General features: G+C 70.1%; 29 protein-coding genes. 20 read left to right on the plus strand and 9 right to left on the minus strand.

The annotated features are described in order from the left end of the window. Positions 1 to 22 precede the first annotated feature (22 nt). Positions 23 to 424 (minus strand): lipocalin-like domain-containing protein, encoded by a 402-nt coding sequence (locus ACTOQ2_RS37275; protein ID WP_440073129.1) that lies wholly within the window; start codon positions 422 to 424, stop codon positions 23 to 25. 210 nt (positions 425 to 634) lie between these two features. Here ACTOQ2_RS37275 and ACTOQ2_RS37280 point away from each other — a divergent pair, with 210 nt between their 5' ends. From ACTOQ2_RS37280 to ACTOQ2_RS37295, 4 genes are all read left to right on the plus strand, one after another. Next, positions 635 to 1,465: a DMT family transporter gene (locus ACTOQ2_RS37280; protein WP_440105686.1), complete on the plus strand. Its 831-nt coding sequence runs from the start codon at positions 635 to 637 to the stop codon at positions 1,463 to 1,465. 47 nt (positions 1,466 to 1,512) lie between these two features. Then, positions 1,513 to 2,700, plus strand: a complete 1,188-nt coding sequence (locus tag ACTOQ2_RS37285; RefSeq protein WP_440105760.1) for a glycosyltransferase — start codon at positions 1,513 to 1,515, stop codon at positions 2,698 to 2,700. A gap of 132 nt (positions 2,701 to 2,832) precedes the next feature. Beyond that, a complete protein-coding gene (locus tag ACTOQ2_RS37290) occupies positions 2,833 to 3,576 on the plus strand; it encodes a DUF998 domain-containing protein (protein WP_440105687.1) in 744 nt (247 codons plus the stop codon). 121 nt (positions 3,577 to 3,697) lie between these two features. Then, positions 3,698 to 4,630, plus strand: coding sequence for an acyl-ACP desaturase (locus ACTOQ2_RS37295; protein WP_440105689.1), 933 nt, complete (start codon positions 3,698 to 3,700; stop codon positions 4,628 to 4,630). Positions 4,631 to 4,788: 158 nt separating this feature from the next. Here ACTOQ2_RS37295 and ACTOQ2_RS37300 read toward each other — a convergent pair whose 3' ends face one another. From ACTOQ2_RS37300 to ACTOQ2_RS37315, 4 genes are all read right to left on the minus strand, one after another. Next, complete coding sequence (locus ACTOQ2_RS37300; protein WP_440105690.1) at positions 4,789 to 5,085, minus strand: hypothetical protein; 297 nt, start codon at positions 5,083 to 5,085, stop codon at positions 4,789 to 4,791. 40 nt (positions 5,086 to 5,125) lie between these two features. Continuing rightward, positions 5,126 to 5,356 (minus strand): hypothetical protein, encoded by a 231-nt coding sequence (locus tag ACTOQ2_RS37305; protein ID WP_440105691.1) that lies wholly within the window; start codon positions 5,354 to 5,356, stop codon positions 5,126 to 5,128. A gap of 256 nt (positions 5,357 to 5,612) precedes the next feature. Continuing rightward, positions 5,613 to 6,833, minus strand: coding sequence for an MFS transporter (locus ACTOQ2_RS37310; protein WP_440105692.1), 1,221 nt, complete (start codon positions 6,831 to 6,833; stop codon positions 5,613 to 5,615). 198 nt (positions 6,834 to 7,031) lie between these two features. Beyond that, positions 7,032 to 7,877, minus strand: coding sequence for a helix-turn-helix transcriptional regulator (locus ACTOQ2_RS37315; protein WP_440105693.1), 846 nt, complete (start codon positions 7,875 to 7,877; stop codon positions 7,032 to 7,034). Between the two features lie 133 nt (positions 7,878 to 8,010). On the opposite strand from ACTOQ2_RS37315, the gene ACTOQ2_RS37320 reads away from it, so the two are divergent. Together ACTOQ2_RS37320 and ACTOQ2_RS37325 are read left to right on the plus strand one after the other, a co-directional pair. Beyond that, positions 8,011 to 8,277, plus strand: coding sequence for an Atu4866 domain-containing protein (locus ACTOQ2_RS37320; RefSeq protein WP_362698110.1), 267 nt, complete (start codon positions 8,011 to 8,013; stop codon positions 8,275 to 8,277). Continuing rightward, a complete protein-coding gene (locus ACTOQ2_RS37325; RefSeq protein ID WP_440105694.1) occupies positions 8,274 to 9,008 on the plus strand; it encodes an SDR family oxidoreductase in 735 nt (244 codons plus the stop codon). The genes ACTOQ2_RS37320 and ACTOQ2_RS37325 overlap by 4 nt, the downstream gene beginning before the upstream one ends. Before the next feature lie 171 nt (positions 9,009 to 9,179). On the opposite strand, the gene ACTOQ2_RS37330 is transcribed toward ACTOQ2_RS37325, so the two are convergent. Further along, positions 9,180 to 10,445, minus strand: a complete 1,266-nt coding sequence (locus tag ACTOQ2_RS37330) for an MFS transporter (RefSeq protein WP_440105695.1) — start codon at positions 10,443 to 10,445, stop codon at positions 9,180 to 9,182. A 54-nt stretch (positions 10,446 to 10,499) separates the two neighbouring features. On the opposite strand from ACTOQ2_RS37330, the gene ACTOQ2_RS37335 reads away from it, so the two are divergent. The 3 genes from ACTOQ2_RS37335 (at position 10,500) to ACTOQ2_RS37345 (ending at position 12,553) form a co-directional block, all read left to right on the plus strand. After that, positions 10,500 to 11,615, plus strand: coding sequence for a LacI family DNA-binding transcriptional regulator (locus ACTOQ2_RS37335; protein WP_440105696.1), 1,116 nt, complete (start codon positions 10,500 to 10,502; stop codon positions 11,613 to 11,615). Between the two features lie 235 nt (positions 11,616 to 11,850). Beyond that, positions 11,851 to 12,120, plus strand: a complete 270-nt coding sequence (locus ACTOQ2_RS37340) for a hypothetical protein (protein ID WP_362698125.1) — start codon at positions 11,851 to 11,853, stop codon at positions 12,118 to 12,120. Then, positions 12,113 to 12,553, plus strand: coding sequence for a hypothetical protein (locus tag ACTOQ2_RS37345; RefSeq protein WP_440105697.1), 441 nt, complete (start codon positions 12,113 to 12,115; stop codon positions 12,551 to 12,553). The genes ACTOQ2_RS37340 and ACTOQ2_RS37345 overlap by 8 nt, the downstream gene beginning before the upstream one ends. Before the next feature lie 111 nt (positions 12,554 to 12,664). Here ACTOQ2_RS37345 and ACTOQ2_RS37350 read toward each other — a convergent pair whose 3' ends face one another. Beyond that, a complete protein-coding gene (locus ACTOQ2_RS37350; RefSeq protein ID WP_440105698.1) occupies positions 12,665 to 12,880 on the minus strand; it encodes a DUF397 domain-containing protein in 216 nt (71 codons plus the stop codon). Positions 12,881 to 12,900: 20 nt separating this feature from the next. Continuing rightward, on the minus strand, positions 12,901 to 13,341 hold the full coding sequence (locus tag ACTOQ2_RS37355; protein ID WP_440105699.1) for a DUF5753 domain-containing protein: 441 nt from the start codon (positions 13,339 to 13,341) through the stop codon (positions 12,901 to 12,903). Between the two features lie 197 nt (positions 13,342 to 13,538). On the opposite strand from ACTOQ2_RS37355, the gene ACTOQ2_RS37360 reads away from it, so the two are divergent. From ACTOQ2_RS37360 to ACTOQ2_RS37385, 6 genes are all read left to right on the plus strand, one after another. After that, a complete protein-coding gene (locus ACTOQ2_RS37360) occupies positions 13,539 to 13,664 on the plus strand; it encodes a hypothetical protein (protein ID WP_440105701.1) in 126 nt (41 codons plus the stop codon). A gap of 149 nt (positions 13,665 to 13,813) precedes the next feature. Continuing rightward, positions 13,814 to 14,143: a PadR family transcriptional regulator gene (locus tag ACTOQ2_RS37365; RefSeq protein WP_362698131.1), complete on the plus strand. Its 330-nt coding sequence runs from the start codon at positions 13,814 to 13,816 to the stop codon at positions 14,141 to 14,143. Positions 14,144 to 14,145: 2 nt separating this feature from the next. Then, positions 14,146 to 14,538: a DUF1048 domain-containing protein gene (locus ACTOQ2_RS37370; protein ID WP_440105702.1), complete on the plus strand. Its 393-nt coding sequence runs from the start codon at positions 14,146 to 14,148 to the stop codon at positions 14,536 to 14,538. 23 nt (positions 14,539 to 14,561) lie between these two features. Further along, positions 14,562 to 15,383 carry an ABC transporter ATP-binding protein gene (locus tag ACTOQ2_RS37375; protein WP_440105703.1) on the plus strand — a complete coding sequence of 274 codons (822 nt, stop codon included), beginning with the start codon at positions 14,562 to 14,564 and terminating at the stop codon, positions 15,381 to 15,383. 9 nt (positions 15,384 to 15,392) lie between these two features. Further along, complete coding sequence (locus ACTOQ2_RS37380; RefSeq protein ID WP_440105705.1) at positions 15,393 to 16,154, plus strand: ABC transporter permease; 762 nt, start codon at positions 15,393 to 15,395, stop codon at positions 16,152 to 16,154. Between the two features lie 194 nt (positions 16,155 to 16,348). Then, complete coding sequence (locus ACTOQ2_RS37385) at positions 16,349 to 17,662, plus strand: serine hydrolase domain-containing protein (protein ID WP_440105706.1); 1,314 nt, start codon at positions 16,349 to 16,351, stop codon at positions 17,660 to 17,662. 68 nt (positions 17,663 to 17,730) lie between these two features. Here ACTOQ2_RS37385 and ACTOQ2_RS37390 read toward each other — a convergent pair whose 3' ends face one another. Beyond that, the gene (locus ACTOQ2_RS37390) at positions 17,731 to 18,474 is read right to left on the minus strand and encodes a group II truncated hemoglobin (protein ID WP_440105708.1); all 744 of its coding nucleotides are present in this window, start codon (positions 18,472 to 18,474) and stop codon (positions 17,731 to 17,733) included. A 216-nt stretch (positions 18,475 to 18,690) separates the two neighbouring features. Between ACTOQ2_RS37390 and ACTOQ2_RS37395 the strand changes: the two genes are divergently transcribed. The 5 genes from ACTOQ2_RS37395 to ACTOQ2_RS37415 all read left to right on the plus strand — a co-directional run bounded on the left by ACTOQ2_RS37395 (position 18,691) and on the right by ACTOQ2_RS37415 (position 26,742). Further along, positions 18,691 to 19,602 (plus strand): hypothetical protein, encoded by a 912-nt coding sequence (locus ACTOQ2_RS37395; protein WP_440105710.1) that lies wholly within the window; start codon positions 18,691 to 18,693, stop codon positions 19,600 to 19,602. Positions 19,603 to 20,397: 795 nt separating this feature from the next. Further along, positions 20,398 to 21,567 (plus strand): type I-G CRISPR-associated RAMP protein Csb1/Cas7g, encoded by a 1,170-nt coding sequence (gene cas7g / locus ACTOQ2_RS37400; RefSeq protein ID WP_440073089.1) that lies wholly within the window; start codon positions 20,398 to 20,400, stop codon positions 21,565 to 21,567. A 5-nt stretch (positions 21,568 to 21,572) separates the two neighbouring features. Then, complete coding sequence (gene csb2 / locus ACTOQ2_RS37405) at positions 21,573 to 22,955, plus strand: type I-G CRISPR-associated protein Csb2 (RefSeq protein WP_440073087.1); 1,383 nt, start codon at positions 21,573 to 21,575, stop codon at positions 22,953 to 22,955. Then, positions 22,952 to 25,810, plus strand: coding sequence for a type I-G CRISPR-associated helicase/endonuclease Cas3g (cas3g, locus tag ACTOQ2_RS37410; RefSeq protein ID WP_440105712.1), 2,859 nt, complete (start codon positions 22,952 to 22,954; stop codon positions 25,808 to 25,810). The genes csb2 and cas3g overlap by 4 nt, the downstream gene beginning before the upstream one ends. Continuing rightward, positions 25,807 to 26,742, plus strand: a complete 936-nt coding sequence (locus ACTOQ2_RS37415) for a type I-G CRISPR-associated protein, Cas3-extension family (protein ID WP_440105714.1) — start codon at positions 25,807 to 25,809, stop codon at positions 26,740 to 26,742. Before cas3g ends, ACTOQ2_RS37415 begins: the two co-directional genes overlap by 4 nt. Positions 26,743 to 26,811: the final 69 nt, after the last annotated feature.

Consider the following 26,811-nt stretch of genomic DNA (forward strand, 5'->3'; position numbering starts at 1 on the left):
ATCCGTACCGAAAGCACGACGTTCACGACCGCCTCCAGATCAGGGTGTGCCACCGGCCGCCCTCGCCGGCCGCCAGGACCAGCCGGTCACCGTCGGCGTTCAGCTCGCGGACCTGGACGGTGCCCGCGAAGGCAGGGTTGAGCGCCACCTCGACGTCATGGGCGACGTGGCCGTCGCGGACCTCGTAGCGGCCCGCGTAGGCGAAGAACGACGTGAACGCCTCGGCCAGCGCCTCCGGGGGCGCCTGCCTCGGGCTGGTGCCGGGCAGCGGGGCGCGCCCGGCCCGCGCGATCGTCGCGCTCATGTGGCCGTCGGGGGTATAGCAGAGCAGGCCCACCGCGTCCGTGCCGAAGGGGTGCGAGACCCGCCCGTCGGCACCGGCGATCCGCCACTCGACCAGGCGCCAGGCGCCCACGAGATCCATGCCCGAGAAACTACGATAAGAGAAGCCAGCAGGTCAACAGCCCCGACGCGAATCTCGGGGAATTCCCTGCGAAGTCAGGGTGAACCCCTATGGCTCCGGCACCTCCCCGCGCGGGACGCTTCGACTGTTCACCTCGAACCCCTCAACGGACGCCTCCACGAGGCGATCCGGTCATCTCGCCATGTCTTCATCTGCTTGGAAGGAGTGTGCATGACCGTGCTGGCGGCCGGCCTGGCGTTGCTGGGATCCCTGTTCTTCGCACTCGGTGCCGCTCTGCAGCAGTTCGAGGCGGCGAGCACGTCCCGCGCCGGTCTCGGGTACCTGGTCAGGCGCCCCCGGTGGCTGCTCGGCGGCCTGTCCATCGCGGGCGGCACGGCCCTGCACATCGTCGCGCTGAAATACGGCCCGCTCACCCTGGTGCAGCCGATGGGTGTGGCCAGCCTCCTGTTCGCCCTGCCGTGTGCCGCGGCCCTGCGACGCCGCAGGCCGCGGCCAGGTGAGCTGGCCTCGGCGGCGGTGATCGCCATCGGGCTGATCGGCCTGGTGCTGGTCGTGCCCGAGCACAGCGGGAACCCCCACCTCAGCACCGGGGAGGCGGTGGTCCTGCTCGCGGGGACGGCCACCGCCGCCCTGGCGCTGTGGACCCTCGCCAGGCGGGCCTCCCCCGCCGCACGGGCCTGCCTGCTCGCCACGGGCGCGGGCGTGCTGTACGGCGCGACCGCCACGCTCACCCGCGTCCTGGTCGACGGCGACTGGGAGCCGTGGTTCCTGTTCGCCGTCCCGATGCCCGCCGTGATCGCGCTGGCGCTGCTCCAGCGCGCCTACGCCGTCGGCCACTTCGGCGTGGCGTTCGCCGCCCTGCAGGTGGCCGATCCCCTCACCGCCGTCGCCTTCGGTGCCCTCCTGCTCGGCGAGCCCCTGCCGACCGGCGCGGCGAGCACGCTCACCGCGCTGGCGGCGGCCGCGCTCACCGCAGCCGGAACCGTCGCGCTGGCCCGTACCACCCCGATGTCCCCCTCACCTGACGTGACAGCACGATGAACGGAGCACCGATGGTCATGCCGGCCACCGCCCCCCTGTACGCCCCCATGCGGGCCCCCGCCCTCCTCGCCACCCGGGCCCGCCGGGTGCTGATCGGGGCGGACACCTACCCGCCGGACGTGAACGGCGCCGCCTACTTCGCCCACCGGCTCGCCCAGGGCCTGGCCGAGCGGGGAAACGAGGTCCACGTGGTGTGCGCCTCGGACGAGGGACCGGCCAGGACCGAGCAGATGGACGGGGTGACCGTGCACCGGCTGCGCTCGGCGCCGGTGCTGGTCCACCCCACCATGCGGGTCGCGGTGCCGGCCCGGCTGGACCGGCTGATCGACAGGATCGCCCCGGACGTGGTCCACGTGCAGGCGCACTTCGTCGTCGGCCGCGCGGCGATCTCCGCCTCCCGGCGCGCCGGCGTCCCGGTCGTGGCGACCAACCACTTCATGCCGGACAACCTCTTCCAGTTCGCGCACATCCCCGGACGGCTCCGAGAGAGGGCGGGCGCGCTGGCCTGGAAGGACTTCAACCGCGTCTTCTCCAGGGCCGACCGCGTCACCACGCCCACCGAGATCGCGGCCGGGCTGCTCACGGGCAAGGGCTTCGGCCCGCCGGTGGAGCCCATCTCCTGCGGCATCGACCTGGCGAGGTTCCAGCCGCGCGCCGAACCGAAGGCGTGGGCCCGCAGGGCCTTCGGCCTGCCCGACCGGGACACGATCGTGTTCGTCGGCCGGCTGGACGAGGAGAAGCGGCTGGACGAGCTCGTCCGGGCCCTGCCGCACGTGCTCGTCCACACCGACGCGCAGATCGCGCTGGCCGGAACCGGCGGGCAGCGGGCCGCGCTCGCCAGGCTGGCCGACCGGATCGGGGTCGGGGACCGGGTGTCCTTCCTCGGGTTCGTCCCCGACGAGACGCTGCCCCAGGTGTACGCCGCCGGTGACGTCTTCGCCATGCCGGGCGTCGCGGAGCTGCAGAGCATCGCCACGCTGGAGGCCATGGCCAGCGGCCTGCCGGTCGTCGCCGCGGACGCGATGGCCCTGCCGCACCTGGTACGGCCCGGCGAGAACGGCCACCTGTTCCGGCCCGGCGACGTGCGGGAACTGGCCCGGCACCTGGGCGCCCTGCTCGCCTCCCCCGGGACGCGTGCCGCGATGGGCGCCGCGAGCCGCGCCATCGCGCTGACCCACGACCACCAGGCCTCCCTGGCCAGGTTCGAGCGGATCTACCAGGAGGTCGCGCGATGAGGTTCGAAACGATCCGCCGGGAGACGGGACCGGACTTCGAGACGGCCCGCCGGGAGGTGGGACCTGACTTCGAGGCGGCCCGCCGGGAGGTGGCGCGATGAGCTCCGAAGCGGCACACCGGGAGGTGGCGCGGTGAACGAGGGCCCGCCGTCCCGCTGGCCCGGCGTGGCCGGGCCGCTGCTCGCCCTGGCCGCGATGGGCTACGCGCACCTGGTCGCGGCCGACACGGTGGACCCGTTGAACGGCCTGATCAGCGACTACGCGCTGCGCGACGACAGCGCCTGGGCCATGGTGGGCGGCACGATCGCCCTGGCCATGGGCTGTCTCTGGGTCGCGTACCTGCTGGCCCGGGTGGCGCCGGTGCGCGGTGCCGCCTCGCGCGCGTTGTTCGTGGCCGCGGCGCTGGGACTCCTTCTCACCGCCGCGTTCCCCACCGACGCGGCGCCCGGCGTCGTCTCGATCGCCGGGGAGATCCACCGCTGGTCGGCGGCCGTGGTCTTCACCGCACTGCCCTGCGCGGGGTGGATGCTCGGCCGCCGGTCGGGAAACGGGCCGCTGGCGGCGGTCTCCGTCCTGTCGGTGGTGTTCCTCGCCTGGTTCCTGGCCGCCCACCCGGGCTCGCTCGTCTCGGACCTGATCGACGGCGCCGACCACTACGGCCTGGTGGAACGGCTGCTGGTGCTCTCCGAGATGACGCTGATCCTCCTGGCCGCCCTCTGGCCTGGGCACCGCGACGGCGTGGCCGGTCACCGGTCCGCGATGCGGGAACGGGGCATGACGGTCCCCGCCCAGCCGGGCCCGGACGGCGCGCGCCGTCCTCACCGGCCGGGTCCGGACGGCACCCGGCATCCTCGGCAGCCGATCGGTCTCGGCTGACGGCGAAGGGACTCCCTTGAATCGCCCACGAGCGAGTAAATGAGACATGCGGCACGTACCCATCACGTCTTACCTACGCTAACGTAGGTTACGGTTGCGTAGTCTTCGAGGGAGAAACCTGATGCGAGAGTTCAGTGAGACCGAGCTGCTGCTCGAGCTTGAGCCTGTCGTCGCGGGGGAACTGGACCGGCACCACAAGGTGGCCAAGGAGTGGTTCCCGCACGAGTACGTCCCCTGGTCGGAGGGACGGAACTACGACGGCCTCTACGGCGGGGACGCCTGGGTCGAGACCGACACCAAGATTCCCGAGGAAGCCCGCATCTCCCTCATCGTCAACCTGCTGACCGAGGACAACCTCCCCAGCTACCACCACGAGATCGCCACGACCCTGGGCCGCGACGCGGCGTGGGGCACCTGGGTGCACCGCTGGACCGCCGAGGAGGGCCGCCACGGCACCGCCATCCGCGACTACCTGACGGTCACCCGCGCGGTCGACCCGGTCGCGCTGGAGCGGGCCCGGATGGTGCACATGAGCGAGGGCTTCACCAACTCCTACGAGGGCGTGCTCGCCTCGGTGGCGTACGTCTCCTTCCAGGAGCTCGCCACCCGCATCTCGCACCGCAACACCGGCAAGGCCTCCGAGGACCCGAACTGCGAGCGGCTGCTCGCCAGGATCGCCGCCGACGAGAACCTGCACATGCTCTTCTACCGCAACCTGCTCGACGCGGCCTTCCAGCTCGCCCCCGACCAGACGATGCGCGCCGTGACCGACGTCGTCACCACCTTCCAGATGCCGGGAACCGGCATCGAGGGCTTCACCCGCAAGGCCATGACCATCGCCAACGCGGGAATCTACGACCTGCGCCTGCACATCGACGACGTCCTGCAGCCGGTCCTGCGCCAGTGGGACGTGTTCAACATGAAGAACCTCGGCGCCGAGGGCGAGAAGGCCCGCGAGGAGCTCTCCGACTTCCTCGGCAAGCTGGAGACCACCGCCTCCCGCTTCGTCGAGCGCCGCGAGGCCCGCCGCGCCCGCCAGGCCGCCGGCGCCTGATCCCTCTTCCGGCCACCGCGCCCCTCCCCGCGGTACCTCGTCCCCGTCCGGGCCACCGCGGCATCCGCTTCGCGGTGGCCCGGCGTCGACCGCCGTCGCCCGGTTACCGGGCACGCTCCACGGAGCATGTCGAGGCGGAGCCGTGTCCTGCCGCGACCTCAGCCGCGCGCGCGGATCAGCATGACCAGCCCGGCGACGAACGACCCGAGCAGGACCGGCGACAGGACCGCGAGGCCGCCCCACATGAAGATTCCGAGATAGCCGAGCGCGGACGAACCGTACGCCGGGTCGGCGTCAGCGGCCGCGAACAGCCCCAGGCCGAGGACGACACCGGCCACCGTGAGCGCGATCGGCGTCCACAGGAGGGCGCGGGCCCACACGCGGTACGTCCGGCTGCGGACACGCCGGGCCGACGGCACGTTCGGCTGCGGGGGATACCCGACTGATTCGCTCATGCCGCATTTGTACCAGCCCGCGTGGGTCCCGCACCGCGGTTCAGCGGCCCTGGCGGCCTTCACGTTCCCGGTGGGCCCTGGCTGCCCGACGGCGCAGGTTGACCCGGCCCTGCCATTCGTAGAGCGCGTCGTACCCCGCCATGCCGAGCGCGATCAGGCCCAGGAGGCCGGTGATCACCGTGACCGGGATCAGGTTCAGCGCCCTGCACAGCACGGCCACGACCAGGAGCCCGACGCCGATACCGAGGCTCCACCTCCCAAGGCCGCTCATGTCGCCACCAGCTCTCCGGGCAGCGCACGCGGCCCGTTCGTCCCGACTTCCTGGAGTGTGTATGTCACCGGTGTCCGTTCGTCGTCGTGCCCGTTGCCCCGCAACACGCGGAGTACGGAGCATAGAAGATCCCCATACTGGGCGTGTCCGGCCGTTCTGACAACGCCGCCGGATTCGTCGGACATGACCTGGCTGTACCGTCCCGGCAGATCGGCGACACGGCTGACGGGTGGTTGACCTCCCAGCCCGGTGCTTCTCAGCCCGTGGCGACCAGGTCGCGCGCCGGGACGCGGCCGGCACCCGGCCGCAGGCGGCGCAGGAAGACCAGCACGAGCAGGGCGGCCAGACCGGTGGTGACCGGGGGGACGAGGAAGGCGAACGCCGCGCCGAAGCGGTCCACGAGCTGGCCCGCGACGGCCGCGCCCGCGGCGATGCCCACGCCGACGGAGCCGTTGAGCCAGGTGAAGGCCTCGGTCCTGACCTCTGCCGGGATGAGGCCCTCGACCAGGGTGTAGCCGGTGATGACGGCCGGGGCGATGACGAACCCGGCCACGGCGGCCCCGGCGTACAGCAGCGGGACCGATCCGGCGAGCGTCAGGGCGACGGTGGCCGCGGAGAGCAGGCCGAAGGCGGCGACCAGCCTGACCGGGGCGCCGATCCGCCAGCGGACCACGCCGTAGAGGATGCCCCCGACGAAGCTGGCGCCGGAGAAGCTCGCGTAGACCGGTCCGGCGGCGCCGGCCTGGCCGAGGGCCGCGGTGTAGGAGGTGACGCCGACCTGGAGGCTGCCGAAGACGGTGCCGAGGGCGACGAAGGCCAGCGCGAGCACGGCCACCCCGCGCAGCCGCAGCACCCCGCGCTGGGAACGGACCAGGACCGGCATCGGTTCGGGGGCACCCCTGCGGACCCCGGCGAACGCGAGCGTCCCCACCACGACCATCACCAGCGCCACCGACAGTGCCCACACCGGTGAGAACCCGGTCGAGATGGCCACGAGCAGCACCGGGGCGAGGGTGAAGGTCAGCTCGTCGGTGATGGATTCGAGGGCGAAGGCCGTGTCCAGCCTGCCCGACCCGCCGAGCACGTGCGCCCAGCGGGCGCGGACCATCGAGCCGACCTGCGGCATCGTCGCCCCGGCCAGCGCCGAGACGACCACCAGCGAGACCGCGGAGGCGTGCACCGAGGCGAGCACGAGCAGGGCGCCCAGCGCGACGGCGTGCACGACGACCTGCGGGACCAGCACCCTCGCCTGGCCGTACCGGTCGGCGAGCCGCCCGGTGCGCGGGCCGACCAGCGCGGGCGCCACCGCGGCCACGGCGGCGGCGACCCCGGCCGCGCCGTACGAGCCGGTGGACCAGTGCACGAGCAGCAGCACGCCGAGCTGGAGCATCGCGTTCGGAAGGCGCGCGACGAAGGCGGGAAGCAGGAAGCGCCAGGCTCCGGGCGAGCCGAGCACGGCGACGTACGAGGTCAACATCTCTCCGTCCATCATCCAGACGGAGACTCCGCCCGGTTCGGGAGCCCACCGGGGTGGCGGGCTTCGACCGGGGTTGATACCGCTTGCGCGGCCGCCGAGCGGTCATCGTGTGCGTCCCTGTGGAACGCGACAGCCATTTACCTTATGCCACGAACCGCCGTCGTCCGAACCCGGCCTCTCTCCGGCCGAGACCGCGGGTCAATCGGCCGAACGCCCCAGGGTCTGTCGCCGGGAGGCACCGATGCTGCCGAGCAGGGTGAGCGCCTGGGCGCTGGGACTACCGGGTTCTGCGTGGTAGATGATCAGCTGCTGGCCGGGCGCGTCGCGCACGTCGAAGGCCTGATAGGTAAGGACCAAGGGGCCGACGTCCGGGTGCATGAGGTGTTTCGCGTCCCGGGTCTTGCCCCGCACGTCGTGCGCGCTCCACAGGGTCGCGAACTCGCCGCTCCGCTCGGTCAGGGTCCGTACGAGCTCGCGGAGCCGGGGATGCCCGGGGTCGAAGCCGGCCGCCTGCCTCAGATTGGCCACGGTGGCCTGGGCGGCCCAGTTCCAGCGGGTGTAGAAGTGCCGCCCGGCGGGGTCGAGGAAGGCCATCCGGGCCAGGTTGTCGGCGGGCTCGAAGGGTGAGAACAGAGCGTCGGCCAGCGCGTTGGCGGCGAGGATGTCCAGGGTGCGGTTGATGACGAACGCGGGAGTGTTCGGGTAGCCGTCCATCAGCTGACGCAGTGCGGGACTGACCGTGTCCAGGATCTGCCCTGGCCGCTCATCCGGCGCGGCGCCCGCCAGCCGGTACAGGTGCGCGCGGGCGTCGACATCCAGGTGCAGGGCACGGCTGAGCGCGTCGAGCACCTGGGGGGAGGGATGGCGTTCGCGCCCCTGTTCCAGGCGGGTGTAGTAGTCGGCGTTCATGCCGGCCAGAACGGCGACCTCCTCGCGCCGCAGTCCGGCGACCCTGCGGACCCCGTAGGTCGCCATGCCGACGTCTTCTGGCTGCAGGCCCGAACGGCGTGCGCGCAGAAAGTCTCCCAGCTCATTGTTGGCCATATCCCCAGGCTAGGCGGGTGGACAGCGGCCTGCCCGGGTGTGTCGCACCCAGGCGGCGAGCGCCCTGGTTGACGGTCCGCACTCAGCCCAGACTCGGTGACGAAGGACAGATCACCATGTGAGGGAGAAGAGCATGACGAGAACCACCGATGACGGGAAGGTGGACGTGGCCGGCATGTGGGTGACCGCGGACGGCCACATCCGCCAGGAGCTGCGAGCGGACGGCCGGTACGACGAGGCACGCGGCGGTCGGCGCAGCGCGTACACCGGCCGGTACACGGTGACCGGCAGCCATCTGGACTACGTCGACGACACCGGGTTCACCGCCACGGGTGACATCCGCGACGGCGTGCTCTACCACGAGCACCTCGTGCTGTACCGGGAGAAGGAGCAGGCATGAGGGCATCGGCCAAGATCATCGCGGTCACCGGGGCGAGCAGCGGGATCGGCGAGGCGACCGCGCTCCGCCTGGCCGCCGACGGCCATCACCTCCTCCTCGGCGCGCGGCGTACGGACCGGCTGGAACAGTTGACGGCGAAGATCATCGCCGACGGTGGCAGCGCCTCGTTCCGGCGGCTGGACGTCACCGAAGCCGCTGACGTGCGGACCTTCGTGGCCGCCGCGCGGGAGCGGTACGGGCGTCTGGACGTGATGGTCAACAACGCCGGCGTGATGCCGCTGTCACCACTCGCGGAACTGAAGGTCGACGAGTGGGACCGGATGATCGACGTGAACGTCCGCGGGGTACTGCACGGCATCGCCGCCGCCCTGCCGGTCATGCGGGAGCAGGGCGGCGGGCACTTCGTGAACATCGCCTCGGTCGGCGCCTACGAGGTGTCGCCGACCGCCGCGGTGTACTGCGCCACCAAGTTCGCGGTGCGCGCGATCTCCGAGGGGCTGCGCCAGGAGTCCGCGGGCGACATCCGGGTAAGCGTCGTCTCCCCCGGCGTCACCGAGTCCGAGCTGGCCGACTCCATCTCGGACCCGGTGGCCCGCGAGGCCATGAAGACCTACCGGTCGGTGACCATCCCGGCCGAGGCGATCGCGGATGCCATCGCCTTCGCGATCGGCCGACCCCCCGAGGTCGACGTCAACGAGATCGTGATACGCCCGGCCGCCGGCGCCCAGTGACGGCGTCATGCCGGAGCCTGATCCGGAAACGGGCGACCAGGCTCCGGCGGGCGGACGACCGGATGGGGTGCACGACAGCGCCGGAGCAGAACTTCTGAGCGCCATCCGGCACCTCGAAATCTCGGCAGATCGAAAGTTAACGGGGGCGAACCGGCAGGGGCCAGATGGGCGTCATGAGGTTCGGCCGCTGATCTTCTCCGCATGGTGAAGGTCACCGCGGTCCCACGGGGAGCCGGTGCGGACGGCCGATCGCAGTGCGGGCCAGGACAGGGCCGCGAGGGCGGCGGCCAGCGCGGCGACGGCCACCATCGCCCCTGAAAGGCCGGTCGCCTCGGCCCAGCGCCCGACGTAGACAGGACCGGCGAGGAACCCCAGGTAGGCCACGGTGGTGACCACGGACGTCGCCCTCCCCCTCGCCGCCTCGCCCACGTGTGCCGCGACGACACCCATCAGCATGGGGAAGAGCACCGCCGTGCCGGCGGCGGCCAGGGCCAGTCCCAGCAGGACCGCCGGGACGGCCGTCGCGACGGACACCAGCGCGGTCCCGGCGGCGGCCGTCGCGGCGCCGCAGACGAGCACGGCCGCGGCGTGCCGGGAGCCGACCGCGCCGGCCGCGAAACGGGTGAGGGCGACGACGGCGGCGAAGACCGCCGGCCCCGCCGCGGCGAGCGCGGGACCCGCGCCGGCCACGTCGGCCAGGTAGACCGCGCCCCAGCTCTGGTGGGCGTTCTCCACCGCGAAGGCGAGCGCGCCCAGGCCGCCGACCACGAGCAGCGGGAACAGGCGCACGGCATGTCCCCGGTGTCCTCGGCGCCCCTGCCGCTCGCCGCCTCGGGCGGCCCCCGCCGCGTCCGGGACGGTCCTCCCGATGGCCGAGGCGGCCCGCCGGTCGGCCGACACGCTGAGGGCCGCGCCGGCCGCGGCCCCCGCGACCAGCAGGAACGGCACGACGACCGGCAGGCCCAACCCGCCGAGCAGCAGCCCGGTGGAGAGGCTGCCGGCCACCACCATGGCGGAGAAGGTGCCGTGCGCGCGGGTGATGACCGGCCGGCCGGACGTCCGCTCCGCCGAGGCCGCCGCCGAGTTGATCGCGACGTCGGCCGCCCCCGAGGAGGCGCCGAGCAGCGCCAGCCCCGCCGAAAGGCTCCAGAAGTCGCGCCCGGCCACGGCCACCAGCGCCCCCACCGCGCCGAGCGTCACCAGCAGGAACGCGGCCACCCGGAGCCCCCAGCGGTCGACCGCCCTGCCGGTGACGAGCATCGCGGGCAGCGCCCCCGCCCCGACGAACAGCAGCGCCGTGCCCAGCTGCCCGTCGCTCAGCTGCGCCTGAGCACGGATCGCGGGCACCGAGGCACCCCACACTCCCCAGAAAGCACCGAACGCGGCGAACCCCATATAAGCGGTACGTGCCTGGACTCCGCCCATTCCTCCTGACATATGTGTAACGATACACAAATCAGCTGTGTATCGATACACAGCTATCCTCAGCCCATGAGCGGACGGGCGGCGCGACGCCGGGTGACCATGGCCGAGGTCGCCCGCGCGGCAGGGGTGTCGGTGATGACCGTCTCGTACGCCTACGGCCGGCCGGGCCGGGTCTCCGACGAGGCGCGGGCCAAGGTCCGCGAGGCCGCCGAGCGCCTCGGCTACCCGGGCCCGCACCCCGGCGCGCGCTCGCTGCGCAGCGGCCGGACCGGCAACCTGGGCGTCGTCCTCGGCGAGCACCTCACCTACGCCTTCGACGACCCGCAGGCGACCCGCTTCCTGTCCGGCGTCGCGCAGGTCTGCGCCGACCACGGCATGGCGCTCACGCTCGTCCCCGTCACCGGAAGCCCCTCCGACGTCGACCGGGTCACCGAGGCGGCCGTCGACGCCTTCGTGGTCTGGACGACCGCCGACGACGACCCCGTCATCGACGCCATCTCCGCCACCGGCCTGCCGGCCGTGGTCCACGGGGGCCCGCGCCGCGACGGCCTCTCCTTCGTCGCCGCCGACGACCGCGCCGCGGCGGCGGCCGTCGGCCGCGAGGTCTTCGCGGGGGCGCGGCGGCCCGGGGTGCTGAGCTTCCCCCTCGACCGCGCGAGGCTGTCCGGCGTCACCTCCGGCGCGCCCCTGGACGACGCCGCGCCCGCCGGGTCCGGCACCCTGCCTCCGGGCGGGATCGATCCGGACGCCTCGACCTTCCGGGTCACCCGCCGGCGCCTGCGCGGCTACCGCGACGCCTGGGCCGAGACCGGCGGCGACTGGTCACGGGTCCGCGTGGCCGTCTGCTCCACCAACAGCGCAAGGGAGGCCGAGGCACTCGCGGCCGAGCTGCTCACCGGCCCGCACGCCTGCGACGCGATCGCCGCGATGAGCGACGAGCTGGCCCTCGGCGCCCTGCGCGCCGCCACCCGCCTGGGCCTGACCGTGCCCGGCGACCTCACCCTCAGCGGCTGGGACGACTCCGACGCCGCCGCACCCGCCGGGCTCACCACCGTCGCCCAGTCCCTTCGCGACCAGGGCGCCCGCTGCGCCCGTACCGCCCTCGGCCACCTCACCCCGGCCGACCGGGACACCGAGGTCACCTGGCACCTCGTCAGCCGTGCCTCCACTCTGCGTCCTTGAGAAAGCGGACTTTCCTACCCGGACGCCTCGTCGATTTAGCCTGGTTACTCTTGGCCATAAAGCCAGCTCGCGAACGTTTCGCCCCGGTCTCCAAACCGGCCTCATTTCGGCATCCCGGCCAACGTGCCGGAGATCATGAAGGAGCTCCGGTTTCACCCCGGTCTCCGGACCGGTCTCATTGCGGCCGGCGGGGTTTCTCCTGCCCAGCCAACACCATTTGAGTATGATGACGAGTATGAGCGGAGAGAAGAAGGAACGAATAACGATCACCGTCGACCCCGACGTCGCCAGATACGCCGAACACCTGGTTGCCACCGGCAAAGCAACCAGCGTCGCCGCCGTCTTCAACGACTCCGTCGCCGCCAAACGCATCGCCGACCAGCACGGCCTAGCCCTCCTGCGGGAACGCGCCCGCAGCGCCGACCCCGACCGGGTGGCGCGCATGCGGCGGCACGTGAACCTCCAACTCGCCGAGCAGGGGTTCCCGGCGGCGCCCGGTGAGTGACTTCACCCCCACCCCCTACATCCTCGACTCCAGCGTCCTCGTCGATGTCGCCCGCGGCGACGCCGATCTGATCGGCTTCCTACAGGACTTCGACCGGGCAGGTCACTCCCTGGTCATCCCGTCCCTCACGGTGGCCGGCGCCTTGCTCGACAGCCGGGGCCTCCCGGACGCACAGGCGCTCCTCACCGGCCTGGCCGCGTTCGAACGCACCACCGTTGCTCCGCTTGACGGCATCCCCCAGGCCGCGAAACTCGCCGCCATGGTAGATCTCATGTCGCCAACCGAGCTCAACTCGTTCGACGCCCACGCGGCCGCGATCGCTGACGTGGCGATCTGCCCGATCCTCACGCTCAACGCCTCCAAGTGGGCGTGGCTGTCGAGCACCCTGGACGCGCCGCTGCACATCATCGAGATCGCTGACCCAGACCAGTAAGAGAACATCTCTCACGATCGAGCACTCCGTCGCCTTCACCAGCACGAACGGTAAGCACGGGCTCCAGACCGCATGTTTCACCCCGGTCTCCAGACCGGTCTCGTTGCGGGATCAAATAGCTAGATCGTCGAATCCGCCGCTCCTAATGCGGCCGATGAAGGCATGCCACTCAGTAGCTGCGAAGATCAGAGCGGGACCACTTCGGTCCTTGCTGTCCCGGACGCCGACGCGCCCCGCGTTCAGCGAGGCGACCTCGACACAGTCTGGGCCGTTTCCGCTGAGGGAGCTCTTCCGCCACGCGAACCGGGACAGGTCTAGCTCGGCCATTCCATTTCCCCTCACAAGGATCAGCCAAGCTGGGCAACCGCCTTCGCGATAAAACGTCGGGAATCATCGGGATCCAACGCCTTGGCGCGCAGGTGGTCGAACGCCACCGTATAACGGTAAACATCCGCTTCGCGCTCCACGTACAGGTTGCCTCCCAGGTTCTCCACGAAGACCACATCGGGGTCAGCGAACCCGGGAAACTCCAGGATGTGGAACGCACCGCCTGTGGCTGTGTGGGCTCCGGCTGCGAACGGAAGCACTTGCACGGTGATGTTGGGCAGGTCGGTTACCTCAAGGAGTCGCTTGAGCTGGGACCGCATCACGACGGGATCCTCTACGGCACGGCGGATGGTGGCCTCATCCAAGACGGTCCAAAAGCGCAGGGGATCATCCCGAAAGAGCAGTGCCTGACGTGCCACGCAAACTTCAACGCGACGTTCGATCTCGCCGGGAGGCGACATGACCAAGGCTGCGCGAATACCTGGTCAGCCGCGAATCCACCCGGCGCCCCCGAAGGGGTCGGTGACGAAGGCCGCACCAGGCGGCGCTCCAGGCCGGCGGAGATCCGGCGACGGTCGGACCTGACGCGGTGTCGCGTCAGCGGCCGTGTCAGCACGGCGACGGCCCGGTATCAGGGCGGTCGGCGATGGTGGACACCATGAACGGTTCAGTGATCGCGCCGCTCGCGGCCGTGCTCGTGGTCGCCGGCGCTCCCGTCGTGTCCGCGTCGGCGAGGCCGGGGATCGCGGTCTTCGGCGCGCTGACGCGGCCCCTTCTCTCCTGAGGGGCGGCGGGCCCGCTCGCGAGCGGCGATCAGGTCACACGCTCGCGGGCCGGTCTCACGTCTCAGCTATTTAGTGTTGCTATGTACCGGTAGTCAGTGTTACTTTGTACCAGTAGTCAGCGACATTAAGTAGCTGAAGGGGGTGTCCCATGAGCAAGCAGCTGACGGAGATGCTCAAGGGAACGCTGGAGGGCATCGTCCTCGCGATCTTGTCCGGCCGGCCCGCGTACGGCTACGAGATCACGGCGTGGTTGCGGGACCAGGGCTTCTCCGACATCGCCGAGGGCACCGTCTATGCCCTGCTCGTCAGGATCGAGCGGCGCGGTCTCGTCGACGTGGAGAAGGTCCCGTCCGAGAAGGGGCCGCCACGCAAGGTGTACTCCCTGAACGCTCAGGGACGTGAATATCTCGAAGAGTTCTGGAGGAACTGGAGCTTCCTCGCAGAACGGCTCGAACAGCTCCACGAAGGAGGCAACTAGACATGGAAACAGGGTCGAACGAGCCGAAGAGCCGCTACCGCCAGTACCTGGAGGTGGTCACAGGATCGCTCGAGGACAAGAAGCGCTACCGGCAGTACAAGGCGCGCATCAGACAGCTTCCCGAGGACTATCGCACGGCGGTCGAAGCCCTGGAGCGGTACCTGATGCACTTCGGGCCGGGGGACAGCGCCGACGCAGCCTCGATGTACGAGGACCTCGCCGACCTGTTCGAACAGAGCGCGGCGAACGGAACCCCGATCCGCGAAATCGTCGGGGAGAACCCCGTGGAGTTCGTCGAGGCGTTCCTCCAGAACTATCCGGGAGGTCAGTGGATCAACCGGGAGCGGGAACGGCTGACCGACGCCATCGATCGCGTCACGGGCGACAAGCCGTGACCAGGCAGAGAACGGATATCCAGATGACAGTCGACCAGGTCCAGGGGCCCGCGATCCACGTGCGGGGCCTGGAGAAGTCGTATAAGGAGCTGCGTGTGCTGCGCGGCGTGGACTTCGAGGTGGCGCGGGGCAGCATCTTCGCCCTGCTCGGCTCGAACGGGGCGGGCAAGACCACGGTCGTGAGAATCCTGTCCACGCTGCTCAGGGCCGACGCGGGCACGGCCGGCGTCAACGGCTTCGACGTCGCCACGCAGGCGGCGGACGTGCGCGAGTCCATCAGCCTCACCGGGCAGTTCGCCGCCGTGGACGAGATCCTCAGCGGGCGGGAGAACCTCGTGCTGGTCGCCCGGCTGCGGCACCTCAAGGATCCGGGCAGGATCGCCGACGACCTGCTCGCCCGTTTCTCGCTGACCGACGCGGGCGCGCGGAAGGCGTCGACGTACTCGGGGGGCATGCGCCGCCGCCTCGACATCGCGATGAGCCTCATCGGGAACCCGCCGGTCATCTTCCTCGACGAGCCGACGACCGGGCTCGACCCCCAGGCGCGCATCGAGGTGTGGCAGGCCGTCAAGGAGCTCGCCGCCCAGGGTACGACGGTGCTGCTCACCACGCAGTATCTGGACGAGGCCGAACAACTCGCCGACCGGATCGCGATCCTCCACGAGGGCCGGGTCATCGTGAACGGCACCCTCACCGAGCTCAAGCAGCTGCTCCCGCCCGCCAAGGTCGAGTACGTCGAGAAGCAGCCGACCCTGGAGGACGTCTTCCTCTCGCTCGTCGGCGCCGACGGCAAGGACGCGACACAGACAACGACCGCAACGCCGGCACCGACGAGTAAGGAATAAGGAACAACGATGAACAGGCATTTCCTCGGCGACACCGCCGTCCTGCTGGGACGGTCCCTGCGCCACATCGCGCGCAGCCCGGACACCATCATCACGACCGCGATCATGCCGATCGCCATGATGCTGATGTTCGTCTACGTGTTCGGCGGCGCGATCAGAACGGGGTCGGGTTCGTATGTGAACTACATGCTGCCCGGCATCCTGCTCATCACGGTCGCCTCGGGCATCGCCTACACCGCGTTCCGGCTGTTCATGGACATGAAGGGCGGGATCTTCGAGCGCTTCCAGTCCATGCCGATCGCACGCTCGTCGGTGCTGTGGGCGCACGTGCTGACCTCGCTGGTCGCCAACATGATCTCGCTCGTGGTGGTCGTGCTCGTCGCCCTGCTCATGGGCTTCCGCTCGGCGGCGGGAGTGCCGGCGTGGCTCGCGGTCGCGGGCATCCTGATCCTGTTCACCCTGGCGTTGACGTGGATCGCCGTCATCCCCGGCCTGTCCGCCAAGACCATGGAGGGCGCGAGCGCGTTCTCCTACCCGCTCATCTTCCTGCCGTTCCTCAGCTCGGCGTTCGTGCCCACCGAGACCATGCCCGGCCCGGTGCGCTTCTTCGCCGAGCACCAGCCGGTGACCTCCATCGTCAACGCCATCCGCGACCTGTTCACCCAGCAGCCGGTCGGCACCGACATCTGGATCGCCCTCGGCTGGTGCGTCGGCATCCTCGTCGTCGCGTACGTCTTCGCCATGAACACCTACCGCCGCAAGATCTCCTAGGGCCGTGCCGATCGAGCCTGTCCTGGTCCGGCTCGACGTGGCGGAGAGGCGGGCCGTCTTCCCCGCGCTGGTCAATCACTCCCCCACGCCGCGCCCGGCCGTACCGGCCGAAGAGGTCGCCTCGCCCCATCCCCATCGACCCCGAGTCGCTCGGCGAATTCTTCGTCCGAGTGCGACACCAGAGACGAGGAACCATGAAAACCCCATTCCCAACAGCGACTGCGACGACCAGGGCGCGCATCTCCGGCGTGCACCGGCGCCCGGTCATCCGCGGCGAGGTCCTCCGGCGAGCGGCGGTCACGGCGCTGGCGGCCGTGCTGCTGGCCGGGGCGGCCACACCCGCGGTGGCCACCGCGGACAGCCCGGGTGTGGCCGCCCCGGCCGGCACACCGGCACCGAAGGCCGCTGCCGGGCAGGAGCGCCCGGAGTTGCAGAAGGCCGTCCAGGAATTCGTCGATGCCGGTTACGCCGGAATGCAGATGCGCGTGCACGATCAGCGGGGCGAGTGGGCCGGCAGCGCCGGGGTGCGCAAGCTGGGCCAGAGAGCCAAGCCGCCGACAGACGGCCGCTTCCGGATCGGCAGCGCCACCAAGACCTTCACCGCGACCCTGGTGCTGCAACTGGTGGCCGACGGCGAGATCGGGCTGGACAGCGCGGTGGCCGACTACCTGCCCCGGTTCAAGCTGGACCGGCGGATCACGGTGCGGATGCTGTTGCAGCACACCAGCGGGTTGTTCAACTACACCGGCGAGTACTACGACGACGGGACGGTCGTGCCGGGGATCCCCTGGCAGGGCCAGGAGTGGGTGGACGAGCGGTTCCACACCTACCAGCCCGAGGAGCTGGTACGGCTGGCGTTGTCCAAGCCGGCGAAGTTCGCGCCGGGAGCGAACTGGAGCTACTCCAACACCAACTACGTGCTGGCCGGGCTGCTGATCGAGAAGGTCACCGGCCGCTCCTACGCCGAGGAGATGAAGCGGCGGATCCTGCGGCCGCTCGGCCTGCGGGGCACCGTGGTGCCGGGTGCCCGGCCGGGGATCCCCGGGCCGCACGCCCACGGCTACCACCGCTACCAGGACGCCGACCAGTGGAAGGTGGTCGACGTCACCCGCCAGAACCCCTCCTGGAGCTTCGGCGCCGGTGAGATGATCTCGACCACCAGGGATCTCCACACGTTCTTCTCCGCGCTGCAGGCCGGCAGGCTCCTGCCGGCGCCACTGCTGGCCGAGATGCGCGAGCCGCATCCCAGGAGCGAGGGCCTCTTCGGCCGCTATGGCCTCGGGCTGTACGTGCAGGACACGGGCCCGGGCTGCGTCGGCACCGTCCTCAACCACAACGGCGGCGTCAACGGCTACGGGGCGCTGATGTACAGCACACCCGACGGCAGCAGGACCCTGACCGCCTCGATCACCGCCGGGGACGCCGCGATCGACCCGGCGCAGGTGTTCCCGAAGGCGCTGGAAAAACTCCTTAAGGAGGTGTTCTGCGACGGGCGGACCACAGGCTGACGGAACCGGGCCGGCCAGGCATCGAATCTCCCGTGGCGGTCGTCCGCACCCCCGACCAGGATCCGGGGTCACGGCCGGTACGGCGGGGCGACTCCCCAGCCCCAGCGCGGGACCGGCGCCTGCGGGGGCGGGGTGGCGCCCGGCTGGGAGTTCTGTACCGCGAGGCGGGTGCCCCACTCGATGTATCCGGCGAACGCCGCCCGGAACTCGGGGTCGGCGGGCAGCCCCACCTCGTCGGCCGCGTCCATCAACAGGCTCACCCACCTGCGGCGCTGCCGCTCGGTGAGGTGCTTGCCGAGATGCTGGGAGAGCATGTGCGCATAGCCCCCGCGCTCGCGGGTGTAGCGGTCGGGGCCGCCGAAGACCTCCGCCAGCCACAGCGCGACGTGTCGCGGATGGTCCGGATCCATGTGCGCGAACAGCGGGCCGATCACCTCGTCCTCGCGCACGTGACCGTAGAACGTCTCGGTCAGCCGCTCGAACGCCGTCGCGCCGCCCGCCCAGTCGAACAGCGTCGGCTCGGTCTTCTTCAGCACCGGCTCGTAGTGCCGCATCTCCTCGATGTCCGCGACGTACGGCTTTATCTCGGCGAAGAACTCCGTGAAGTGCTCGCTGCCGCGGAAGCCCTCCAGGTGACCCTTGGCGGAGGTCCAGACGATGCGCAGGATGTAGACGCCCGGCTCGTCGGCACATCTCGACAGCTCGTAGTCCAGGCACTGGGGCGCCCTGCCCAACGGCACCGCCGCCCGGCGGTAGGCGGCCTCGAACTCCTCCGCTTGAGGGACGCGGTAACGGATGTACTCAACGATCATCGTCTCCACCTTCGAGTGATGAAGTAAGCATGTAATCATCTTACGAGACCGATGATCGCGATGTGGAGGATCGACATCTGGTTCAATCCGCCCGGAGGCTGAACCGGAATCCGGAAGATTGAACACACCTCCTCCTGATTTCCACCGTCCAAGCCGTTGCCAGGCGGCTATGGTGCGCCGTACCCGATTTGATCTAGGTCGCAGGAGCGCACGGTGATGAACGTGAGGGAGCCCGACTGGGCGTACGCGGCCAAGTCCCTTCTCAAGGTCCTGGTCGTCGCTTCGGCACTGTTCCTGGCACTCAACGTGGTCGAACGAGTTCTGTGGCTGTTCGGCGACTTCGACGACAAACGGACAGCTCAGGTGTACGGCACCGCCGCTCGCGTCGCGAACCCGGACAAGTACCTGTCGCCCGGTCACAGCGACGGCGGACTGCTGGAGACGACCCACACAATGTGGGAGACGCCCCGCCGGGTCGGCCCCAGCGATGACGAGACGAAGTACGAGATCACGGAGGACCTGTTCGGCGCAGTCCGCGCCCCCTCCCTCGACGAACCGTCCAGCAGCCTGTTCGTCGCGATCAACTCCGTGAGCGCGGAGCCCGGCATCGACGAGCAGCTGAAGGATAAGGTCGGAAAGACCATCGACGGACTCCCCCAGACGCTCAAGGCTGTCGGGGTCGTGGAGTTCGCACACTCGATGACCGCCGAACAGCTCGTCGCCTTCAACCGGAGGCACAAAATCTGCGATGGGGGCGTCTCCTACATCTACGCCACGTCCTTCTTCGACGACTCCAGCGAGGTGCCCTCCATGAACGCGGTCGTCTGGAACCGCTACATGAACGAGGAGAGCAACTGGGAGGACGTCCCCTATCGGTGCGAGACCGAGCCCGTGCCGGCGCTGGCGGAGTTCCGCAGGTGGGTCGGGCTGCTCGACGAGGGAGACGACCTTAAGGAGTTCGAGCTGTACCGCGGCTGGCTCGTCGGAACGGCCAAGGAGGGCGTCGTGTACGGGCTCGTCGTCGACGGCTGGAAACTCGGCGACCTGCGCAAGCTCCTCGACAGTCCGGAGGTTCGGACGATCGACCTCACCGACGTCGCCTTCGACCTCTACACCGACCTCGAATAGCGTTCTTCCACGAGGTTCGCGGCGCGGACGCGAGCCTCGGCACCCGCGTTTCCCTGGCTCGCGACAGCGGCCCTTCGAGGTGAGCGGGAGCCGAGCATGACACCGCCGATCCTCGACCGATCCTCGACGCCAGAGCCAGGGCGCCCGCACTGCCCTCGGCCATCTCATCCCGGCCGACCGGGACACCGGCATCTCCCGACACCCGATCAGCCGTACCCCTACCCGATGACCTTGAAAAGCGGATTTTTCCGCTTGGCCGGTCCGAGAATACAGCTTCTCTGTAGGAATCGTACGCAGGCTGCGTGTAGGTCTGGCCAGTTTTCCTATTTTCTAACCGTCTCACCCCTTGCCAGATACTCTCACAACTCGGAAATACCCCAACGATTCCGAGGATGGAGTGTCGCCATGGGCGAACACACTGCCAATAGGCAGCAGAGAAAGATCAAAATCCTCATACCGCTGACGATCGTCGCGGTGGCGATCCCGACAGCGATCTGGCTGCGTCGTCGCCCCAGCCAGCCGATACAGGTCTCGGTCCACACCTAGAGGGCCACCCACTTCGCCCATTGAACCGACACCATTTCACGCATGGGCGATATTCCCGCAATATCCGAATTCTGTCGATCTCGCGGTCTCATTGCGGTTATGTAGGGATTTTCCGCAGGGACGCACAGGACGCTTCCGCAGTCTTCATGGCTGCCGGTATCGCAGGCGGTTCCGATTCTGTCGGTCCCGCCTGCCACTCTCTCCCAAGGCAATTTTCTCGCGGTCAGGCAACACAGAGAGGTGTTCGCGGTGAGCACGAGTCTTTCGGCGCGTCTTCTGGACGCGCTCGGCGACGACAGGAAGCACACGGCGCTGGTGGTGCAGGCCAGATATCAACCGGTCGGCGGTGAGGGCAACGTCGTGATGCCCCCTACCTTCCCCACCGACAAGAACGAGAAGGACCTCACGAAGAAGTACGTCGTCGCCGATCGCCTGGTCGACGGCGAGCGGGTTGGGACGGTGACCATCGACCAGGAGCAGTCCCAGTCCAACCGCCTGGAGGAGGCGCTGCGCGACGCCCGCGACGGGGGCCGTCTCACCCTGCCGATGTTCGAGCTCCGGACGAAGACGTCCCGGGGCGAGATCCGGCTGACCTCGCTCGACTTCCCCCACCGCTACGCCGACGCCTACCTGCGCGACAGCACGATCGGAGGGATCCGCTTCGACCAGAGCGGGATCGGCGAGCGGCTGCGTGCCGTCAGCGTGACCGACGTCCGGCCGCTGTTCGAGCGGGAGCCCCTGTCCCTCGTGCTCGGCGCGTGGGACTCCCACCGCAAGGGCCGCTGGCCCAAGTTCGCCCGCCTCTACACCGCGACCATGTACGGAGTGGCACCCCACTTCGGCGCGCGACGCGGCGGGCGCCTCGACCCACAGAACCTCACCGGCTCGGTCGACGACAAGGCCAAGGCGGAGAACCACTGGAAGTTCGTCGCCGACGGGGAGAAGAAGAAGGGTGGCAAGCTCAGCGAGATCGGGCACGGCAATATCGCCCCCAACCCGGTGCCGGGCGGAGCCACCGTCAAGGAGATCCGCCGGATCGCGAGCATCTCCTTCGCAGGCCTTGAGCGCCTGCGCTTCGGTGACGCCTCCGCCGAAGCCTGCGTGGCCGGCCGTGCCACACTCGCCGCCCTCACCCTCGTCGGCGACCGGCTGGCGTTCGGACGCCCGTCGGTCTGGCTGCGCTCAGGCTGCGACCTGGCCAAGGCGTCCGAGACGGTCGGCCTGGAGCTTCCTGGCGGCAGCATCGACGAGCTTGAGGTGTCGGTACGAGAGGCGCTGGACGCCTACCACGAGCTGCGCGACGAGGCGGCCCGGCTGGGTGTGCCAATGGCCGACGACACGATCGAGGTTACCCCGATCCCCTCGCTCCAGCAGGCGATCGAGTTCGCCTTCGCCCAGTCCGCCGCCGACGAGGAGTAGCAGTCGTGGCGCTCACTCTCACGGTGCGGCTGCGCCATGGCCGCTACGACGCCGGTGACATGCGGCCCAGCCGGGCCGAATGGCCCCCTCACCCGGCCCGGCTGTTCTGCGCCCTAGCCGCCTCGGCGGTGCAGGCGGACGACTGGGACGCCCTGCGCTGGCTCGAACGCGCCGGGGCGCCGGTGGTGCGCGCGGCCATGGACGATGCGCGGCCGGGCAGGACCGACTCCTACGTGGTGACGAACCAGACCGAGCAGAAGAGCGGTAGCCAGAGCTGGCCGGGCCGCACGAACGGGGCGCGCAGCCGCGCGTTCGTCACCCCAGCCTGCGACCGGTTCGCCGTGGTGTGGCCGGGTGCCGACCCAGATCCCGGCATGCTGGCCAAGCTCGGCGCCCTGGCCCGACGGGTGCCGTACGTCGGCCGCTCGACCAGCCAGGCCGAGGTGACCGTGACCGGCTCCCTCCCCGACGACGAACCGGCGTGGTCGGAGCTTGCCCCCGTCGCGCTCGGCACCCCCGGCGCGATCGAGCTGCGCGTCCCCTACGTCGGATACACCGACGCGCTCCAAGACGCCTACGACCGTGGCGGGAGAGCGTGGGAAGCCGCGCGGGCACTGCCGTACTCACCGGTCGTGGCGATGGAAGAACCCGTCCCGACGCACCTTTCCCCCTGGGACGACCTGATCGTGTGGGGATTCGAGCGGCCCAGCGCCCGCGTCAGCGGCGACCAGGTCGCCCGGCTCACGCTCGCCCTGCGCAAGGCCGTCATGTCCAGGGTGAGCGAGCCGATCCCGGCCCAGGTGAGCGGGCACGGGGCCGACGACAGGACCCATGTCGCCTTCCTCGCGCTTCCCGACGTCGAGCAGGAGCACTCCGACGGCCACCTTCTCGGAGTGGCGCTGGCACTCCCCCGTCACATGCCCGCCGAAGACTGGAACCGGCTGGCCAAGGCCGTCATGGCCGACCCGCTGACCAGGCTCACCCCCTGGCCAGGCGAGCCGGTGCGGCTCGGCCAGGGTCAGAACCTGCGCACCCTGCGTCGCGGCCGGTGGACCGGCCGGGCGGAGGGGACCCGCACCTGGGTCACGGCCACCCCGATGATGACCGACAGCTTCGCCCGTCCTGGCCGCTCGTACGAGCAGATGGTCGCCAAGTCGCTGCGCCGGGCCGGTTTCCCCCACGTCACCGACGTGGAGGTCTCGACGGCGCCGCTGACGCGCGGGGCGATCTGGCGTCCCCGCCCGGGATCCCTCCCGGCCAACCGGCCGAAGAAACCCATCGTGCACACCCGGGTCGTCTTCGACCGTCCGGTGGTGGGGCCGGTGATCGCGGGCTCCCTGCGCTACCTCGGCCTCGGCCTCTTCATCCCCGAAGGGGTCTCCGGATGAGTGCCTTCACCGTCACGGACTTCCCCGCCTTCTACAAGGAGGTCCACGGGTATGAGCCCTTCCCCTGGCAGACCGCGCTTCTCGACCGGGTGGTTCAGGAGGGCTGGCCGGAGCTGATCGACGTCCCCACGGGTCTGGGGAAGACGTCCGTGATCGACGTCGCCCTCTTCGCGGCGGCCCTCGGCAGGGTTCAGGATCGCGTCGGGGTTCCCAGGCGCGTCTTCTTCGTCGTCGACCGTCGGCTCATCGTCGACGAGGCATACCGGCACGCCGAGACCATCGCCGAGGCTCTCCGCACCTCCGAACGAGGGAGCCTCGCGGCCAAGGTCGCCACCGCCCTCCGGATGGAGGGCGACACCTTCGGGACGCCGGTGGAGGTGACCCGGATGCGCGGTGGGGTCAACTGGTCGTGGCGGTGGGTCGAGCGACCTGACCGGCACGCGATCGTCGTCGGGACCGTCGACCAGGTGGGCAGCCGGTTCCTCTTCCGCGGCTACGGCGTCGGGGAACACCTGCGCCCGATCGACGCGGCGCTGGTGGGCACCGACAGCCTGATCGTGGTGGACGAGGCCCACCTCTCGGAGGCGTTCCTGGCCAGCGTGCGCGGGGCCACGACCTGTGACGAGACACCGGCCCCGATCCGTCCGACCGTGGTCAGCATGTCCGCCAGCCCCGAGGCCGATACCGCCAACGTGCACGGCATCACCGAGGCGGACGAGAACCACGAGGAGGCGTCCAAACGGTTGAAGGCGTCCAAACGGCTCCACCTCGTGGACGTGCCGACCACCAAGGCCAACACGGCGAAGGTGATGCCCGAAGCTCTTGCTCACTGGGCGCGGGAGCTGCACCGCGAACACCCGGTCGTCGGTGTCGTCGTCAACACCGTGGCGCGGGCGCGGGCCGTGTTCGAGCTCCTGCGCACCGACCGCGCGAGCCGCTGCGTGATGCTGACCGGCAAGATCCGTCCGCTCGACCGCGACTACCTGCTGGCCGACCACTACGAGCGCATTAGGGCAGGCCGTGATCGCGCATCCGCCGAGCCGATGTTCGTCGTGGCGACCCAGACGATCGAGGTCGGCGCGAACATCGACCTGGACGCGCTCGTGACCGAGTCGTCCTCACTGCCCGCGCTCATCCAGCGTCTCGGCCGCCTGAACCGCCTCGGTGACCAGAAGACCGTGGCCTCCGCGGTCGTGCTGCACGGCTCGGCGGATTCCGACGGCGTGTACGACACGGCCCGTCCGGCGACCTGGGCCTGGCTATGCGAGCAGGGCGGCACACCCCTCACCCACTCGCAGAAGGCGCGGCTCCCCGCCGAACCGACGGGCATGGACGTCTTCCCCTCGGCACTGCGCGCGCTGGTGCGAGCCATGCCCCCCGGCCAGTGGGCGACGCTGCGCGAGCCCCGCTCCTACGTCCCCTTCCTGGGTCGGGCCCACCTGGACGTCTGGGCCCGCACCTCACCGATCCCCCTCAACGACATCCCCGTGGCCCCCTACCTGCACGGAATCGAACGGGAGACAGCCCAGGTGACGGTGGTCTGGCGCGACCTCCCCAACGACGAGAAGCTGTGGCCCGACCTCGTCGGCCTGGTGCCGCCGACCTCGGCCGAGAGCATCGAGCTGCCGCTCCCCGCCGTGAAATGCTGGCTCAGCGGCGAGCCCGGCGGAGACGACATCAGCGACCTGGAGGCCGAGCACCTCCCCGACGTCCTCGTCCCACCCGGCGGCAGGTCCGTGCTGCGCTACCGCTCACGCGACAGCGCCGAAGTGGTCAGCCCCACGAAGATCCGCGCGTCCGACCTCGTCGTCGTCCCCACCTCCTACGGCGGCTGCGACAAGTACGGCTGGCATCCCGACAGCCAGAAGCCCGCGATCGACATCGCCGATCTCGCGCAGTCCGGCGTCCGGGGAGGAATGACGATCCGCGTCGGCCCGAGCCTGGTCCGCGCCATGGAGACCTATGCTCCCGACCTCGCTCCCGAGGTCACGGCCTGGGTCGAACGCCTGCGAACCGACCACCAGGACGCCCCCGCACCGAACCCCATGCTGTCGCTCCGATCCACGCTGAGCAAACCTCAACCGGGTCAGGACGAGCTACCTCACCTAGTGATGCTCAGACGGCTCACCGGCCGCCCTCAGGGGCGGCTGATCCACCACATCGACACCAGCGCCCTCCTCCTGTCGTTCGGAACCACTGCGTTCCGCGAGGACACCACCGCCGCAGGGTCCTCCATCTCCGCCGCGAAGCTCTCCCTTGCCGTCCACCAGCAAGAGGTGGCGGAGAAGGCCGAGGAGTTCGCCCGCAACCTGGGCATGGAGCCGGAGGTCATCCGGGCCGTCGGGCTCGCCGCGCTCTGGCATGACGAGGGCAAACGCGACCCGCGCTTCCAGGTCATGCTCCACGGCGGCGACCGCTGGGCGGCAGCGGCCAGCGACGAACCACTGGCGAAATCGGGCATGAACCCCGGCGACCGCGCCGCCTTCCGGCAGGCCCGCCGGAGAGCGTCCTATCCGGGCTCGATGCGCCACGAGGTGCTCTCCGCCCAGATCGCGACCGCACTGCTGGCCGACGTACGCGACGTCGACCACGAACTGGTCCTGCACCTCGTCGCCAGCCACCACGGACGGAGCCGCCCGCTGTTCCCCTCGGTCATCGACCCCGCGCCGACCACCAAGATTGAGCGGGACGGCCGACCGATCGATGTCGACACCTCCCGGTCGGTCGACTGGACGTCTCCGGGCCGCTTCGAACGCCTCAACCAGCGATATGGCCGCTGGGGGCTAGCCCGGATGGAAGCCGTGGTCCGGCTGGCCGACATCTGGTGCTCGGCTCGCAGCGAGGAGCGGACATGACGACCTTCAGCACGGAGCTCCCCTCCCTCGACGGACGAGACCCGCTCGGCTTCCTCGCCGCCCTGGGCCTCCTGCGCGTCTGCGCCGACATCTGCCACGTGCCCGCTGCGCTCTCCTTCTCCGACACCACCGCCTGCGCGATCCTGCACAGCCCGTACGAGACGGCCGAGGAGATAGCGGACGCCCTGCGCGATGTCGTCGCGTCGATCCCCGACTCGGCCGTCCTCCCCGACGGCGGAGCCGGTTTCCCACCACCGTCCGGCTCGGGAAAGGACCCGCTACGCCGATCCCGCGAGGACTTCCACCAGCTGATGGCGAGTCACCCCGAAGCGGTGGAAACCTGGCTGCCGTCCCTGGTCACCGACCTCGCCCTCGACAAGCAGGGCCGCTGCGCCATCACACCGTTCACCGCCCCCAGCGGGCAGCAGAAGCTACGCACGTTCTTCGAGAAACCCCTGGAAGCGGTACGGAACGAGCCTCAGCGACTCCTGGAAGCCCTCGTCGGCTGGCGACGTGTCGAGGGATTCACCGGCGAATACCTCGACCACCGGGTGCTCCGCAGCAACAGCGACGACACCGAGGGCCGCCCCGGCCGGGAAAGCGGCGTCCCCGGAGCCACCTGGCTGGCCACCATGACCCTGCCCCTCCTCCGCATTACAGGCGACGGCCACCGCCTCCGCGCCACCCTCTGGCATCGAACAGGCTCCACCTCCATCATGCTGTGGCCCCTCTGGCGCCCCGCCCTCGATCTCCCCTCCGTAAGGTGCCTCCTCGACCATCCCGCCCTCGCCCCTCACAACCGCGTCCCTACAGTCGACTCCGCCGAGTGGCCGGCCCTCGGCGTCTTCAACGTCTACGGCGCAGAACGCCAACGCATCCCCGGCCGCACCTTCGACGGCGTCCTGGCTCCGCTTCCCGTGACGGTCACCTGACCTCTGTCACGCGTACACAACTCGCCATTCGAAAACCGCATAGTGTCTGATCCTCGTCCTGGCGGAAAC

This window comes from Streptosporangium sp. H16 (assembly GCF_051918855.1).
In the GTDB taxonomy this organism is placed as follows: Bacteria; Actinomycetota; Actinomycetes; order Streptosporangiales; family Streptosporangiaceae; genus Streptosporangium.

What these genes read in the sequence shown, in the direction of transcription:
- ACTOQ2_RS37275 (WP_440073129.1), bottom strand. Translation starts at nt 424, where the DNA reads ATGGATCTCGTGGGCGCCTGGCGCCTGGTCGAGTGGCGGATCGCCGGT.
- ACTOQ2_RS37280 (WP_440105686.1), top strand. Translation starts at nt 635, where the DNA reads ATGACCGTGCTGGCGGCCGGCCTGGCGTTGCTGGGATCCCTGTTCTTC.
- ACTOQ2_RS37285 (WP_440105760.1), top strand. Translation starts at nt 1,513, where the DNA reads ATGCGGGCCCCCGCCCTCCTCGCCACCCGGGCCCGCCGGGTGCTGATC.
- ACTOQ2_RS37295 (WP_440105689.1), top strand. Translation starts at nt 3,698, where the DNA reads ATGCGAGAGTTCAGTGAGACCGAGCTGCTGCTCGAGCTTGAGCCTGTC.
- ACTOQ2_RS37300 (WP_440105690.1), bottom strand. Translation starts at nt 5,085, where the DNA reads ATGAGCGAATCAGTCGGGTATCCCCCGCAGCCGAACGTGCCGTCGGCC.
- ACTOQ2_RS37305 (WP_440105691.1), bottom strand. Translation starts at nt 5,356, where the DNA reads ATGAGCGGCCTTGGGAGGTGGAGCCTCGGTATCGGCGTCGGGCTCCTG.
- ACTOQ2_RS37310 (WP_440105692.1), bottom strand. Translation starts at nt 6,833, where the DNA reads ATGTTGACCTCGTACGTCGCCGTGCTCGGCTCGCCCGGAGCCTGGCGC.
- ACTOQ2_RS37315 (WP_440105693.1), bottom strand. Translation starts at nt 7,877, where the DNA reads ATGGCCAACAATGAGCTGGGAGACTTTCTGCGCGCACGCCGTTCGGGC.
- ACTOQ2_RS37320 (WP_362698110.1), top strand. Translation starts at nt 8,011, where the DNA reads ATGACGAGAACCACCGATGACGGGAAGGTGGACGTGGCCGGCATGTGG.
- ACTOQ2_RS37325 (WP_440105694.1), top strand. Translation starts at nt 8,274, where the DNA reads ATGAGGGCATCGGCCAAGATCATCGCGGTCACCGGGGCGAGCAGCGGG.
- ACTOQ2_RS37330 (WP_440105695.1), bottom strand. Translation starts at nt 10,445, where the DNA reads ATGTCAGGAGGAATGGGCGGAGTCCAGGCACGTACCGCTTATATGGGG.
- ACTOQ2_RS37335 (WP_440105696.1), top strand. Translation starts at nt 10,500, where the DNA reads ATGAGCGGACGGGCGGCGCGACGCCGGGTGACCATGGCCGAGGTCGCC.
- ACTOQ2_RS37340 (WP_362698125.1), top strand. Translation starts at nt 11,851, where the DNA reads ATGAGCGGAGAGAAGAAGGAACGAATAACGATCACCGTCGACCCCGAC.
- ACTOQ2_RS37350 (WP_440105698.1), bottom strand. Translation starts at nt 12,880, where the DNA reads ATGGCCGAGCTAGACCTGTCCCGGTTCGCGTGGCGGAAGAGCTCCCTC.
- ACTOQ2_RS37355 (WP_440105699.1), bottom strand. Translation starts at nt 13,341, where the DNA reads ATGTCGCCTCCCGGCGAGATCGAACGTCGCGTTGAAGTTTGCGTGGCA.
- ACTOQ2_RS37360 (WP_440105701.1), top strand. Translation starts at nt 13,539, where the DNA reads ATGAACGGTTCAGTGATCGCGCCGCTCGCGGCCGTGCTCGTGGTCGCC.
- ACTOQ2_RS37365 (WP_362698131.1), top strand. Translation starts at nt 13,814, where the DNA reads ATGAGCAAGCAGCTGACGGAGATGCTCAAGGGAACGCTGGAGGGCATC.
- ACTOQ2_RS37370 (WP_440105702.1), top strand. Translation starts at nt 14,146, where the DNA reads ATGGAAACAGGGTCGAACGAGCCGAAGAGCCGCTACCGCCAGTACCTG.
- ACTOQ2_RS37375 (WP_440105703.1), top strand. Translation starts at nt 14,562, where the DNA reads ATGACAGTCGACCAGGTCCAGGGGCCCGCGATCCACGTGCGGGGCCTG.
- ACTOQ2_RS37380 (WP_440105705.1), top strand. Translation starts at nt 15,393, where the DNA reads ATGAACAGGCATTTCCTCGGCGACACCGCCGTCCTGCTGGGACGGTCC.
- ACTOQ2_RS37385 (WP_440105706.1), top strand. Translation starts at nt 16,349, where the DNA reads ATGAAAACCCCATTCCCAACAGCGACTGCGACGACCAGGGCGCGCATC.
- ACTOQ2_RS37390 (WP_440105708.1), bottom strand. Translation starts at nt 18,474, where the DNA reads ATGATCGTTGAGTACATCCGTTACCGCGTCCCTCAAGCGGAGGAGTTC.
- ACTOQ2_RS37395 (WP_440105710.1), top strand. Translation starts at nt 18,691, where the DNA reads ATGAACGTGAGGGAGCCCGACTGGGCGTACGCGGCCAAGTCCCTTCTC.
- cas3g (WP_440105712.1), top strand. Translation starts at nt 22,952, where the DNA reads ATGAGTGCCTTCACCGTCACGGACTTCCCCGCCTTCTACAAGGAGGTC.
- ACTOQ2_RS37415 (WP_440105714.1), top strand. Translation starts at nt 25,807, where the DNA reads ATGACGACCTTCAGCACGGAGCTCCCCTCCCTCGACGGACGAGACCCG.